Annotated in this window: 15 protein-coding genes; 5 read left to right on the plus strand and 10 right to left on the minus strand. The window is 63.5% G+C overall.

Translation table 11 applies throughout. The annotated features are described in order from the left end of the window. Complete coding sequence (locus tag HK107_RS01585; protein ID WP_173196146.1) at positions 1-477, plus strand: nuclear transport factor 2 family protein; 477 nt, start codon at positions 1-3, stop codon at positions 475-477. A 2-nt stretch (positions 478-479) separates the two neighbouring features. On the opposite strand, the gene HK107_RS01590 is transcribed toward HK107_RS01585, so the two are convergent. The 5 genes from HK107_RS01590 to HK107_RS01610 all read right to left on the minus strand — a co-directional run bounded on the left by HK107_RS01590 (position 480) and on the right by HK107_RS01610 (position 3,715). Beyond that, positions 480-1,235: a sterol desaturase family protein gene (locus tag HK107_RS01590; RefSeq protein WP_173196148.1), complete on the minus strand. Its 756-nt coding sequence runs from the start codon at positions 1,233-1,235 to the stop codon at positions 480-482. Between the two features lie 21 nt (positions 1,236-1,256). Next, complete coding sequence (locus HK107_RS01595) at positions 1,257-2,069, minus strand: SapC family protein (protein WP_173196150.1); 813 nt, start codon at positions 2,067-2,069, stop codon at positions 1,257-1,259. A 66-nt stretch (positions 2,070-2,135) separates the two neighbouring features. Next, positions 2,136-2,999, minus strand: a complete 864-nt coding sequence (locus tag HK107_RS01600; RefSeq protein WP_173196151.1) for an alpha/beta fold hydrolase — start codon at positions 2,997-2,999, stop codon at positions 2,136-2,138. Continuing rightward, positions 3,000-3,332 (minus strand): hypothetical protein, encoded by a 333-nt coding sequence (locus HK107_RS01605; RefSeq protein WP_173196153.1) that lies wholly within the window; start codon positions 3,330-3,332, stop codon positions 3,000-3,002. 182 nt (positions 3,333-3,514) lie between these two features. Continuing rightward, positions 3,515-3,715, minus strand: a complete 201-nt coding sequence (locus HK107_RS01610) for a hypothetical protein (protein WP_173196155.1) — start codon at positions 3,713-3,715, stop codon at positions 3,515-3,517. 210 nt (positions 3,716-3,925) lie between these two features. Here HK107_RS01610 and HK107_RS01615 point away from each other — a divergent pair, with 210 nt between their 5' ends. The 3 genes from HK107_RS01615 to HK107_RS01625 are packed head-to-tail and all read left to right on the plus strand — an operon-like array spanning position 3,926 to position 6,049. Next, the gene (locus HK107_RS01615; RefSeq protein ID WP_173196157.1) at positions 3,926-5,104 is read left to right on the plus strand and encodes an acyltransferase family protein; all 1,179 of its coding nucleotides are present in this window, start codon (positions 3,926-3,928) and stop codon (positions 5,102-5,104) included. After that, complete coding sequence (locus tag HK107_RS01620) at positions 5,101-5,748, plus strand: hypothetical protein (protein ID WP_173196159.1); 648 nt, start codon at positions 5,101-5,103, stop codon at positions 5,746-5,748. The genes HK107_RS01615 and HK107_RS01620 overlap by 4 nt, the downstream gene beginning before the upstream one ends. 49 nt (positions 5,749-5,797) lie before the next feature. Next, a complete protein-coding gene (locus HK107_RS01625; RefSeq protein ID WP_173198684.1) occupies positions 5,798-6,049 on the plus strand; it encodes a winged helix-turn-helix domain-containing protein in 252 nt (83 codons plus the stop codon). Here HK107_RS01625 and HK107_RS01630 read toward each other — a convergent pair. Further along, positions 6,046-6,888: a S49 family peptidase gene (locus HK107_RS01630; RefSeq protein ID WP_173196161.1), complete on the minus strand. Its 843-nt coding sequence runs from the start codon at positions 6,886-6,888 to the stop codon at positions 6,046-6,048. The genes HK107_RS01625 and HK107_RS01630 overlap by 4 nt on opposite strands. 174 nt (positions 6,889-7,062) lie before the next feature. Here HK107_RS01630 and HK107_RS01635 point away from each other — a divergent pair, with 174 nt between their 5' ends. Beyond that, positions 7,063-8,079: a polyprenyl synthetase family protein gene (locus HK107_RS01635; RefSeq protein WP_173196163.1), complete on the plus strand. Its 1,017-nt coding sequence runs from the start codon at positions 7,063-7,065 to the stop codon at positions 8,077-8,079. Here the strand turns inward: HK107_RS01635 and HK107_RS01640 are convergent. Genes HK107_RS01640 through HK107_RS01655 form a run of 4 tightly spaced genes read right to left on the minus strand, consistent with a single transcriptional unit; the run spans position 8,059 to position 13,242 of the window. After that, on the minus strand, positions 8,059-9,102 hold the full coding sequence (locus HK107_RS01640; protein ID WP_173196165.1) for a glycosyltransferase family 4 protein: 1,044 nt from the start codon (positions 9,100-9,102) through the stop codon (positions 8,059-8,061). The two genes, HK107_RS01635 and HK107_RS01640, sit on opposite strands and share 21 nt — an antisense overlap. A 25-nt stretch (positions 9,103-9,127) precedes the next feature. Then, a complete protein-coding gene (locus HK107_RS01645) occupies positions 9,128-9,997 on the minus strand; it encodes a 4-(cytidine 5'-diphospho)-2-C-methyl-D-erythritol kinase (RefSeq protein ID WP_173196167.1) in 870 nt (289 codons plus the stop codon). Further along, positions 9,994-11,829 carry a tetratricopeptide repeat protein gene (locus HK107_RS01650; protein WP_173196169.1) on the minus strand — a complete coding sequence of 612 codons (1,836 nt, stop codon included), beginning with the start codon at positions 11,827-11,829 and terminating at the stop codon, positions 9,994-9,996. Before HK107_RS01650 ends, HK107_RS01645 begins: the two co-directional genes overlap by 4 nt. 48 nt (positions 11,830-11,877) lie before the next feature. Next, the gene (locus HK107_RS01655; protein ID WP_173196171.1) at positions 11,878-13,242 is read right to left on the minus strand and encodes an N-acetylmuramoyl-L-alanine amidase family protein; all 1,365 of its coding nucleotides are present in this window, start codon (positions 13,240-13,242) and stop codon (positions 11,878-11,880) included. Between the last annotated feature and the right edge of the window lie 150 nt (positions 13,243-13,392).

Genomic DNA, 13,392 nt, shown 5'->3' on the forward strand with positions numbered 1-13,392 from the left:
ATGTCCATACTCGCTGCCCTCGCGCTGACGATCGCGCCTGTCCCTGATCTCGAGACCACGACCGCGCGGATCGCCGAGCGTGATGCGCTGCTGTTCGAGACGTTCTTCGAGCGCTGTGATCCGCAGACGGCCCTTCGCCTGCTCGATGATGACTTCCGTATGCTGCATGATCTAGGCGGCATGGTCGCCGACAGTGCGGAGGCCTTCGTGGCCGACTACGAGAAGACCTGCTCGGAGCGTGACCCTGCCACCTATCGGAGCAAGCGCGAAATCGTGCCGGGCTCCCGCAGCGTTCAGATGCTCGGAGACTGGGGTGCTCTCGAAGAGGGCGAGCACACTTTCCATGAGAGCAATGGCGGCGCGCCGTTCAAGCCGACAGGCAAGGCGCGCTACATCCACACCTGGCGATGGACCGGGACGGACTTCATCCTCGTGGAGAGCCTCTCCGTGGATCATGGGCCCTACCAAGACGAGTAAGCTTAGGCCTTCACGAAGGGGTCGCCTGACATATCATCCGTGCCCATCGCCTTGTCCCAGAAGCGGAAGTAGAGGCCGTAGTTTCGCTTGAAGCGGGTGTGATGCAGATTGTGGTGCCGCGCGGTGATGAGCCAGCGGCCTACCGGTCCGTCGAGGAAACTCCGTGGCCAGATTTCCCAGCCTGCGTGGTTCATCACGGCACTGACGGTCGCGATCATGATGAAGAGGCCGAACGCTGCGACATGCATCGGCACAACGAACGCAATCGCAGGGATGAGCCATGAGGCGATCAAAGCTTCCCAAGGGCTGAAGGCGAAGCTCGCATAGGCCGTCGGTTGCTTGGAGATATGGTGGGTCCGGTGGGTCGCCTCGTAGAGCCGCGGGTGATGCATCAACCGGTGGGTCCAGTAGAAATAAGCATCGTGGAGGACCATCAGCATCAGGATGGCTCCCGGGATCCACAGCCACTCGAGCGGCCCCTCTGGCCAGCGCCAGTAGAGCCCTGTCCCGCCTGCTTCGAACGCATCGACAAGGATAGCCGCCGGGAATGCGTAGATCAGCGAGGCCGCTAGCGCGGTCTTCGCTTCTCGCCAGACATGCTCACGCTTGGGCCGTTGGGCGGCGAGCTGCTTCGCAAACGAAAAAGGCCTGGGCCGTTCCCAGAATAGTCCGTGAACGGCCCAGGCCAGAATGAGATAGCGGAGCATCATAGGGCCAAGGAGCCAGAGATAGGTTTCAAGAAAACCCAAGGCGTCCACGGATGAGATGCTCCTTTGAGCTTAGCTCTTGTTGAGCGGCTCGAGTACGTTGGCCGAAGTCAGGCTGTGACGGCGGGCGCGCTTGTCGAGAAGCGTACGCCAGTTGGTCATCGACATCAGCTGGGCGTAGAGAACCGGAATGATGTTCTGCTTACGGAGCTCGAGGTACTTGTCGTCAGCGAGGTCGCGCAGGCGCTGCTCTTCGACACCGATGTAACGGGCGAAGGCCATCGAGTCTTTGTTGTCCGGCGTGTACTGAGCCATCTGCTGGGTCAGCAGGTCGAAGCCCTTGAGGACGTCGGCAAAGCGCTGGGTCTGGATCCGGTCACGCTCGTAGCTCTGGCAGAACTCCATGGCCTGCTGCATTTGCTCCGACGGCTCGCTGCCGTTGAAGAACGGGATCTCAGGGCTGTCGTTGATGCCTTCGTACTCGCCGTCGACGATGATCGCCATGCGCGGATTCTCAGGGTCCTGGCTGTCCTTGTCGGTGGCCAGGGCGAACGGATAGCGGCGGATGTAGCCAGGGACGTAGACGTCCTTCTCCCACTCGCCGTTCTCGTCGATGAACAGGTTCTCGTCATCGACGAGGCCCGTCACGGCGAGCGGAACCGGGTTGTCGGCTGCCGAGAAGATGATCGGGAAGTGACGCATCGCGGTGGTCATCTCACCGAGGGTGAGCGGCACGGCGCGGGCCTTCTCAACGAAAGCGAGCGGGCGCTCCGGGCGGGAAATGCCCATGTTGCCGTGCTTCTCGCGGGTGATGAGCTCCGCCTTGCGGAAGAGGTACATTTGGCCTTCGACGGAAGGGCCGCTGGCGGGAGGTGTCTGGCTCATGGTGTTCCCAAGTGGTCGGAATTGAAAAAAACTCTAGCGCAGCGGTTAGCAAACAGAGGCGCTGCGTCAAACCCTAGTGAGCTTATCCTTTCCGCGGATTTCATTCTCCAGCCATTGGACCGTCTCTTCAGGCTGCTCCAGGGGCAGCATATGGCCGCCTTCGAACTCCGTGACGCGTGCGCCCATCTTGGCGGCGCGGGGGCGACGCTTGAGCGGAAACGTCGTCTGGTCCTGCGCTGCGAGGATCGAAACTCCTTTTGTCGTGCGGATGCTCTCGGCGAGGTGGGGCCAGAAGCCGTGGGCCTGGGCCTTGAACATGGCGCTCTCGAACTGAGGCGTGCAGGAGAGCCTGACGCCCCCATCCATCTCTTCGAGCCCCTCTGCGACGTAGCCAGCGAAGGCCGCCTCCTCCCAGTTCCTGAAGAACTTCTTCGGGCGCCAGAACTCCCACGCCTTCTCCCGCGAAGCAAAGCTGTCTCTGCGCGCTGCGGCTTGTTGGGCGATGGGGATCCGGTTCATCACCGTCTTCCGGAACGGTGAGTTGGCGAGCCAGACAACAGGACGGGGAAGCACCACAGGCTCAATCATGAGGACACGCTCGGTCGGCACCTTGGTCGAAACGAGCAGCGAAGTGATCGCCCCTGAGGAGTGGCCTCCGAGGGTCAGGGGCCCTGCCAGCTCCTCCCGGCTGATCCAGTCGAGGATGTCGGCGGCCAGCGGGTGCCAGCTCAAGAGCGTCTGGGGATTGGCGGGCAGGCTCGTCCGGCCATGCCCGCGCATGGACGGCAGGATAATCTCTCCGTCGAAGTCCAACCGCTCAAGAAGCGGCCGGTAGCACGAGCCGTTGAGACCCGTGGCGTGGAGGAAGAGGAGCGTTCCGTCAGGGCCCGGATTACCAAAGCGCTGAACGAAGAGAGAGGGCTCGGACATCTAGCCCGTTTGGGCGACCTGAGCGGCGTCACGCAAGCGCGAAACGCCTTCTTCCGCGCGCTGAATGTCGCCTAGCTCCGCCTCGGGAAGCGGATGAAGCCTGAAGTTCGGCTCGACCTGCGCTGCTCGGTAGAGCTTGAAGAGCCAGAGCGCGTCGGTCTCCGGCGCGCCGGCGAAGACATCACTCTGCCCCAGCGCCGCATTGAGAACGAGGCAGGCGTCGAGAGGCGCCTTGCCCTCCTTAAGGAGCATTTCGAGACCCAGCTTGTGCTTTGCCTCGCAGCCCTTGTCCCATGCCTCGAGCGACCAGCTTCCCGCTGGCTTGAGGAGCATGGAGCGCACCTCGCCCCCTGCGAATCCCCAGGCCACTTCTATCGGCCACGCCTCGGGCGAGCGGCCGCAACTGATAACGGAGAGAAATGCTGAAGGTCGCTGGGAGGGTTGGAGCATCGGTGCGAGTTCGGTCCCTTTTCTTGAGACGTCAAACGCCTTCGCCAGTGCAATACCGGGCGCGCTTAACCGCGCTTGCGAAGGCCGTAGACGCCTGTTTCTTTGTCTTTTTCCAGGTCGATATGTGAAGTCCCGCTCTTCTTGCGACGGTTAGGGTTCCGCTGGCCTTGATCCTGCTCAGAGAGTTTCCGCCTGAGCGTCTTCACCAGCCGGACGGACCCGGCGGCGACGGCAGCTGTCGCAAGAATGGCGGCAAGTGCGTTCATCGGCTGAGGTCTAGCACCCGCTTCCCGAGAAGTCATGCGGCGGTGCACGCGCCTGAACGGCGGGGCTCCCCTGCCCCGTTGATTTTTGTTCCCAAGCGATTCCAAAGGCCTCTTCCTCGCTGAGCGCTCATTCTCGCTTAGACATGTTTACAATATAAACCTGTCTATCCATATCGGGATGGAACGTCATCCACGGAGGAAGGGGGAGACATGACCACCGAATTCGAAGGGCGCATCCATGCGCTCGATAGTGTCAGGGCAGGGGCGCTCCTTTTAGGGCTCGCTTTCCATGCCGGACTTTCATTCTATCCCGGCGAGCAGGTGTGGATCGTCATGGACGATGCGCGCAGCGCCGAGATCATGTGGGGCGGCTTCACCATGCATATCTTCCGCATGGCGACCTTCTTCATCATGGCCGGCTATTTCGGCCGCATGGCTTTCCATCGCAAAGGCGCTGGCACCTTCATCGCCAGCCGCGCCAAGCGCATCGGCCTGCCCTTGGTGATCTTCTGGCCCGTGATGATGGTTCTTTTCACCGTCGTGATGGTCTGGGGTCTGACGAAGCAGTGGAACATCACGCCCGAACAGCTTCCCGAGCCTCCGCCCATGACGCTCGAGACCTTCCCCCTCACCCACCTCTGGTTCCTCTACGTGCTCCTTGGCTTCTACGCCGTGATGCTTGTCTCCCGCCTGCCGGTCGCCCTCATCGACCGTTCAGGTGGCATCCGCGGCGCAGTAGACGGGGCCCTGCGTTTCGGCCTTTCAAGTCAGATCCTCCCAATTCTGATGGCCTTCGCCGTCGCAGGGTCCCTGCTATCTCACGGAGGCTGGACAGAGTGGTCAGGCGTGCCGACGCCAGACACAGGAGTGGTGCCGAACCGAGCCGCGCTCGTGACCTACGGAATGGCCTTCACCCTCGGTTGGCTGCTGCAGCGGCAGGGCGAAGTGCTTGGCATCATGCGCCGCCTCTGGCCTCTGTCGCTGGTCTCGGCGATCGGCGCGACGGCGATCTGTCTCTACCTTCTGGGCTTCGAGAGCGGTACCGCACCTGCGCTTGAGGGCCGTATGCGGATGATCTTCGCTGCGTCTTACGGGCTCGCACTCTGGTACTGGAGCTTCGGCCTCATCGGTATGGCGCTCAGCCTGTTCAACGGAGAAAGCCGGGTCATGCGCTACCTCGCGGACGCTTCCTACTGGCTCTACATCATGCACCTGCCGCTGGTGATGGCGCTTCAGGTCTGGGTCATGCGCTGGGACTGGCCCGCACTTGCGAAGTATGGCTTCATCCTTGCCGTCACGCTGGCTGTGCTGCTGGCGAGCTACCAGCTGCTGGTCCGCCACAGCTTCATCGGCAACCTGCTCAACGGCCCGAGGAGGGCACGCTCATGACCACCGAACAGGCCCACGCCGATGCGGCGCTCCAGGCCAGGGAAGATCTCGCGTTCATGCGCGGGATCGTTTCCGACGGAAGACCCTTCGCGCGCAACACAGGCGGCGTCTATTTCTGGTCAGGGATCATCTACGGCACCCAGTGCCTGATCAACCTCGTGGACCTGATGGCGGGACAGGTGCTTCCGCCGATCGTCCTCCTCCTGAACGGGATCGTGCCAACGGTCCTGTTCGTCGGGGTGCTGGTGTACGCCCTTTCCAAGCGGAAGCCTGAGACGGGGCCAAAGGGTCCGGTGGCGCGGGCTATCGAGATGGCTTTCCAAGGGACGGGGCTCGCCAACCTTGCACTGGTTGTCGTGTTCGGCGTTGCGGCCTTCCAGCGGCAGGACATGTCGATCTGGTTCTTCTATCCGGTGACGGTGCTCGCCCTGCAAGGAGCGGTTTGGTACGGCGCGGGTCGCCTCAGGCGGCGAAGCTGGATGCTAGTCGTCGCAGCGGGTTGGCTTCTCGCCAGCATCGTCTGTGGGCTGAATGTCGAGAACCTCACCGCCTACCTCGGCGCCCTCTGCGTGACCCTCTACGGGCTGATGGCGGTGCCGGGCTATGTCCTTATGCAGATCAGCAAGGATGGCGTGACGGACTGACGTGGCAGGCTTCGGGAAGATCGACGACGTTATCCACGGAAGGTTGAGGATGGGCATCATGGCCTACCTTGCCAACGCGGACAGTGCGTCCTTCACCGAGCTCGTGGAGGCGCTGGACGCGACACGCGGCAACCTCTCGGTCCAGATCAGGAAGCTCGAGGATGCCGGCTATATCTCCGTGGACAAGCGCATCGTCGACAGGAAGCCGCTGACCACCTGCCGAATCACGAGACCCGGCAGGAAAGCTTTCAACGATTATCTCGAAGCGATCAGCGGCGTCCTCGGCCTCAAGCCCGACTAGCGCCCAAGGCGGCTCCTGAGGTCGTCGCTTGCGAGGCGCATGGCGATGGCATCGACCAGACCGCTGGAGATAGCTGCGCCGAGTTTGCCGAGGAGACCGGCGCGCTGGGCGCTGATCTGCTTGATCTTCACGTCGTTGCCGTAGCGGCTCTTCAGGATCTGGCGAAGGTCGCCCACCTCGTCGATGAGGCCAAGCTCCTTGCCCTTCTGCGCGAGGAAGAAGTCACCGCTGAAGACTTCCTCTTCCGGCCCGGTGATCCGGTCGCCGCGGCGCTCCTTTACGAGGTCGATGAAGATCTCGTGGGTCTCCTCGAGGATCCCTTCGAGCTTCTGGCGGTCTTCTTCCTTCTCCGCGCGGAATGGGTCGAGGCGGACCTTGTTGGTGCCCGAAGTGTAGACCCGGCGCTCGACGCCGATCTTGTCGATGGCGTCCTGGAAGCCGAACCCTGCGGAGACGACCCCGATCGAGCCGACGATGGCGAAGGGGTCGGCGATGATTTCTTCGCCTGCGAGGGCGATCAAATATCCGCCAGATGCGCCGACATCCTCGATGAAGCTGATGACCGGCAACTGGGTCTCAATCGCGAGGCCCCTCGCGCGGGCCATGATCATCCGCGCCTGGGTCGGCGCACCGCCCGGTGAGTTGATCGCGAGGACGACGGCCTTGGAATTCTTGCGTTTGAAGGCCTTTTTCAGGCTCGATTCCACCGAATAGGCGGAGAGGCCCCTGCCCGGCCGGGCGTCAGCGCCGATGGGGCCCTGAAGCTCCACAACGGTGACGATGGGGCGGTTTGAGCCGAAGATACGGAAGGGTGCGGTCAAAAAAGATCGAACAGACATGGCTGCGGCTCCTATGCGAAGACGGATTTCTGGTTCAACAGCGAAGCTTGCAAGGCTAGGAACCGAGTTCCGTCGCGGTGACAATCGTGATTTCGGGCCCTAAGCGCGGGTTTGCCGCGTGCGGTGGACCTAAGTGAGGTCCATATGGAACGTATGGCAGCGAGGAGTGGTTCGATGGCGCTTGCCGCGACGAAAGAGGCGAAGACCGAAGGACAGGCCTTTCCCGAAGTGGCGGCCGAGTTGAAGGCTGCCTTGCGTTCTGAGCTCGATGCCACGAACGCGGTGATCCTGGACCACCTTGGAAGCCGGGTGCCGCTGATCCCTGAGGTCGCCAAGCACCTGATCGGCGCGGGCGGTAAGAGGCTGCGGCCTCTCATCACGCTGGCAGCGGCTGAGATCGCTGGCGCGGGCGGTGAGAATGCGCGCTACCTCGCGGCGGCTGTTGAGCTGATCCACGCGGCAACGCTTCTCCATGATGATGTGGTGGATGATTCGGACCTCCGTCGAGGGTTCAAGACGGCCAATGTCGTCTTCGGGAACAAGGAGTCGGTGCTGGTCGGTGACTTCCTCTTCGCCCGGGCTTTCGAGCTGATGGTGAAGACGGGCCAGCTTCCGGTGCTGGATCTCCTGTCCCGTGCGAGCTGCACGATCTCCGAGGGTGAAGTCCTCCAGCTTGAAACCCAAGGCAACATCGACGCGACCGAGGAGATGCACCTCGACGTCATCCGCGCGAAGACGGCCATGCTGTTCGAAGCGGCGGCGCGTGCCGGTGCCGGTTCGCTGGGTGCATCGCCCCATGCGGAGAAGCTCGGTCAGTTCGCTGAGAATTTCGGCATTGCCTACCAGCTGGTGGATGACGCTCTCGACTATGGCCACGGGGCGCAGGACCTTGGCAAGACCATTGGCGATGACTTCCGTGAGCGGAAGATGACCATGCCGGTGATCCTCGCCTACCGCGCAGCGCGGGACGATAGCGAGCGGGCCTACTGGCGCGATGCGTTTGCCAATGGCTCGGACGATTTCGACCGGGCCAAGGCCCTGATCGACCGTGACGACATTGGCGCGAAGGCTCTCGACCATGCGCGGGGCTATGCGGCCCAGTCAGCGGAAGCGCTCGACGGCCTGCCGGATCATCCGCTCAAGGACATCCTGCGCGAGCTTGCCCTCGCCTCAGCGGAACGTCCCTTCTAACTCTTGAGAGCTGCGCTTGATCATCAGCATGCCGCCGATGATCACGGCCCACAGAAGCGCGATGAACAGCGCCGACAGCCAGTAGACCGACGGCATCTCCACGCAGACCTGCCAAATGAGCCGCGCCACGAGCGCCGCGACGAGCCCCGCTGCAACCACCGCCAGCGCCGTCGCCTGATGCGACCAGCCCGACGCCTTGAGGTGCTGGTAGAAATGCTCCCGGTGCGCCTCGGACAGACGCTCGCCCCGCGCCGCGCGACGGACGAGGGTGACCGCAACATCCATGATGAGCGGCAGCGCAACGAGGGGCACAATCCAGAAGCCGCGCGTCCCTTCCCCTGCGAGAAGCGGCGCTGCACCGATCAGCGTACCGATGGCGAGGCTGCCTGCGTCGCCGAGGAAGATCCGGCCTGCGAAGACATTGCAGAAGAGGAAACCAAGGAGGGCCACCTGGACGGTCAGCAGCGGCCATGACGCCGCCGACCACATGAGCGACGCACCTGCGAGAATGACGATCGCCGTTGTGCCCACAAGGCCGTTGAGGCCGTCCATGAAGTTGACTGTGTTGATGATCGACAGGAGCCAGAAGGCCGCCAGCAGGATGCCGAGCGGCATCGGCAAGTCGACCCATCCGATGAGAGGAACAGGGAACTCCGTGATCGGACCGACGAAGACTGCTCCCGCGAAGGCTACAGCTGCGAGCAGCAGCATCTTGAGCTGGGCCGACATGCCGAAGAAATCGTCGAGGAGGCCGATGCCTCCGGCCGCCATCGCGAGGAGGATAAGCGCCGCACCCTGAGGGCTCAGCGTTCCCGCGAAAAAGAGGACAGCGCCGCCCGCGAGGATCCCTGCGACGACCGCCATTCCCCCGAGCCGCGGCACCGGGGTCTTGTGGTTGGACCGGTCGCTGACCGGATCGAGCGCAAGCTGGCTCCTGATCGCCGTGAGACACAGCGCATTGGCGATCAGCCCCGCCATGACGGCGGCGGCGAAGCCGAAGATGATTTCGTCTGTCAGCGGCACGAGCGTTGCGCGCGCTCCTTTAAGGTCAGGCGTTACCTGGGAGAATGAACGACGATTCGGCCCAGAACCCTTGGGCCCTGAGGTCCCGCGCTGCCCGTTCGGCGGAGGTGGCGCTCGCGTGGATCGCGAAGCAGGTCGCACCGGAGCCGGACATGGACGCAGCGCGCGCGCCGGGCTGGGCCGACATGGTGGCGATCAGCGGTTCAATCGCGGGCTCGATCTCTTCTGCCGGAGCGAGTAGGTCGTTGCGGTTCCGGTGGACCATGCCCGCCGCGCCGCCAGTCCTTTCGTAAGCCGCCGGGGTCAGCGGGCTGGGATCGCCTGCATCGAAGCGGCGGAAAACCTCTCCGGTAGAGACAGCGTAGCCGGGATTGGCGAGGACGATGGCTTCGGGCTCGCAGCGCTCTGTCAGCGTGATGCGCTCGCCGATGCCGGAGGCGCGGATGACGCCGCCGCCATTGATCTGGCCAGCCATGCACACAGGGCCGTCAGCGCCGAGACCCAGCGAGCGGCGGCGCAGCTGGTCGGCATCGAAGCCCAGCTCATGGACATCGTTGAGAAGCAGCATCGCGGCCACACCGTCTGCTGTCCCCGCCCCGATACCGGAGGCGATGGGCGTCTCCTTCTGGAGGAGGAAGCGGCCCTGAGGCTCGAGATCGAGAAGCAGGAATGCACGCCAGATCAGATTGTCCGCATGCCCCTCGCCTGCCAGCTCTTCACCGAAGGTCCCGGTGAAATCGATGCCCGGCGGGCCTTCGGGGTCATAGGCGAGGACATCGCCCAGCATGGGAAAAACGCAGAGCGTATCGACGGGATGGTATCCATCAGCCCGCGGAGGACCAACATGGAGCGCAAGGTTGATCTTGACCGGCGCGAAGATGACGGCCTCGGTCACGACCCGCTCCTCGCGGCGAGAACCGGGGCTTCGGAGAAGTCGCCGTCGAGCTTGAGGGTGACAGCGGCTTTCAGCTCGTCATCGGCATCCTCGAGATCGAGGACCCTGCGCCACTCATAGACTGCCTCGCGGTCGCGGTAGGTCATGTAGTAGGCATCGCCCAGATGATCCGTAATCACCGCATCGGCAGGCTCAAGACCCACGGCGCGTTCGAGCAGCTCAACCGCTTCTTCGTAGTTGCCACGCTGGAAGTGGGCCCAGCCGAGGCTGTCCACGATGGCACCGTTCTGCGGGTCGATCTCGAGAGCCCGCTCGATCATGCCAAAGGCCCGCTCGAGGTTCTCTCCGCGTTCAACGTAAGAGTATCCGAGATGATTGAGGATGAGCGGCTCGTCAGGTGCGAGGGCGAGAGCCTTTTCGAGGTCTGCGATGCCGTCTTCCCAGCGGTCTGCTTCAATGCGCATGGCCCCACGGGAGAAATAGTAGCGCCAGAGTGAGGTCTCGCTGACACCCAGACGCTCAGCCGACTCAATCGCGCGGGTCGCAGCGCGGTCGCTCTCATCGTAGCGCCCTTCGGCCGCGAGGTGCAGGTGCAGCTGGAGCGCCCATTGCGGGACGCCGTCGTCGATGCGCAGCGCCTTCCTCAGGGTGCTGATCGCGCCGTCTGTATCGCCCATGTCGATCTGGGCATTGGCGACTTCGAGGATGGCGTAGTCATAGATCCAGCTCTCCGGCGGGATCATGGCGGCAATCTGCGAGGAGACTTCCGGCGTCTCATAAATCCCGAAGATCATCGCAGCGATGTAGTGCGCGCCGTCTCGGCCTGGATCGACGGCCCTGGCGAGGTTCGCGAGGCCCAGGGGAATGACGAGGGAGGAGCGGCGAAGCTGCTCTGCACCCGGCTGGTTCTGCTGAATGCCAATCGCCTGCTCGAAGCCGAGCCATGCAAAGCTTTCGAGCGCCAGTGCGTAGAGCTCACGCCCGTTGGTCACGAGGCGGGAATTCTTGTCAGCAAGGCGGTCAAAGCTCCGTGTGCTGCCTTCGAGGGCATCAAGGCGCGCGAGGCCGAAGCGTCCGGCACGGCTGTAGAGGCCAGCGTCTTCCATGATTGCGCGGTAGAGCGTGGCGGCATCGGCGCTCTGGCCCTTGTCCTCAAGGACCCGGGCGTAGGCCATGCCTGCGATCTGGCTGCGCGGCGCGTTGATCGACTGGCGGAAGGCGTTCTCCGCTGCCGAAAGGTCTCCGGTCAGGCGGTAGAGGAACGACGCATGCAGAGGAACGAGCCCGCGGAAGGTGCCCTCAGCCTGCTGATTAAGCGCCTCAGCGGCGGCGTCGAAACCGCCGACTTCGTACATCGCAGCGCTTCTGAGCAGCGCTGACAAAGAGCGGCCTAGCGAGGACCGCAGCGGCTGCTCCAGCAGCGCTGCGGCTTCCTCGGCATCGCCATCGCTCATGGCGGCGGAGGCGAGGGTCAGAATGGGGAGGTCGGACTGGATGCCCTCACCTTCGGGATTGTCGCCCGAAGGCTCCTGCCCTTCCGCGACGATCAGGCGGGCCTGGCGGACGGCTTCGTCGAAATCACCTGCTGCGAGGGCGTAGCCGAAGGCGGTCTGGTTGCTCTCCTGCCCGCCGAACTTGCGCGAGACTTCTTCGAAGGCGGCGCCTGCACGGGGAATGTCGAAGGACTGGGCAGCGAAGCGGCCCTGAAGGTAAGCGCCGGAAACCGAGGCTTCGTCGCTACTGGCGGAGATCGTCGGGCCACTGCGGAACGTGACGCAGCCTGCGACGAGGAAGAGAAGCCCTGCGAGGGCAAGACGTTGGAAGACTGCCATGGACGCCCCCTTACACGCTCCCAGCCCAGTCACAATCGGTGCTGGCCCCTAGAAGCCGCTGTCGGCGGAACCGCCGGCGAGCCTGTCTTCGACACCGGCCTGGTTGAAGTAATCCTCAACGCCGTTTGCGATCGAAGCAGCCGAAGTCCTGCGCCATGCTGCGCTCTTGAGATTCGCTTCGTCCGAAGTGTTCGACATGAAGGCGAGCTCCACGAGGACAGCCGGGACGTCAGGCGAGAGAAGCACGAGCAGGGCACCCCTGCGCTTGGGGTTCTTCAGAAGCGGCATGGTCGGCCGCATGTGATCGATCAATGACGTCGCGAGACGGTCTGAATTGTGCCGGGTCGCGGTCTGGGCGAGGTCGAGGAGGATGTCGCCGACGCCGTCATCATTGCTCACCTCGACATCGAAGAGCTGGAATTGACCGTGGCTGCGGATCTCGTCTTCGAGCTTCTCCGAGCGGCGGGCCGAAAGGGTGTAGACGGAAGCACCGCGAAGCGAGCGGTCTTCGTTGCTGTCCGCGTGGATCGACATGAAGAGGTCAGCCTGACGCTCGCGGGCGAGGCCGATGCGGTCTTCGTGCTTCACGTAGGTATCGTCTTCGCGGGTGAGGAGCACATCATAGCCCCGGCGGAGCAGCGCCCGCTTCAGGTCCTTGGAGAAAGCGAGGACCACGTCTTCTTCGCGTGTGCCGCCCTGCCCGATCGAGCCAGGCTCGTAGCCGCCGTGGCCCGGGTCGAGGACGATCAGCGGACGTTCCTTCACGCGCGGCTGGGTCGGCTCGGGCGGCAGCTCCGGCATGTCGTAGGCGAGGACTTCGGGCTCGCCCTGGCCACGTTTGGATGGCTTGAGCGACGGTGGAGCGACAAGCTTACTGCGCGAAGGCGGTGTCCAGCCTGAGGCGACGCGGGGATCGTCCTTCTTGGGCTCCTTCGCAGGGGCAGGCTCCGGCTCGGGCGGCTTGCGGAAGGATGCAGCCTCTTTCGCGAAGGCTTTTTGGTCGACCTTGTCGAGGTCGATCACCAGACGAAAATGCTCGATGTCACCGCTCGGCGGCAGGATGAACTGGCGCGACGGCAGCGCAGGCTCTTCAAGAGCGAGCCTCAGCAGGCGCGGCTGGTAGGAGAGATTGTCGACGACGCCCTTGCCCGGCTGCATCCCTGCGCCCCCTGCCCCCATGGCGAAGGTCGCGTTCTCGAGATGCACCATGATCTCAGGCCCAGCCTCCACGGACGGGCCGACGAGGAAATCAGGGCGGCGGTCGAGGTCGAGCACGATCCGCGTCTGCCCTTTGCCGTCCACGCCCAGGCGGACAGCCTGCACCTCGACGGGCGTACCGCGTTCCTCACTCACAGCGAGGAAACCGCAGAGCACGACGACGAGTAGCGGAGGAAGGACGAGAAGGCGGCGCATCGTTACTCCCATAAACCTTGATTCTGCGCTGACATGGCGGGACTTAATGCGGCGTTAAGCATGGGGTTAGACAACGTTTCGTCATAGCCCGCGTTCCCCTTCTTGAAACTGATCGGGAATGGGAGCAAAGACTGGTTGTCAAGAATGGCG

This window comes from Parvularcula mediterranea (genome assembly GCF_013085255.1).
GTDB classification, from domain to species: Bacteria; Pseudomonadota; Alphaproteobacteria; order Caulobacterales; family Parvularculaceae; genus Parvularcula; species Parvularcula mediterranea.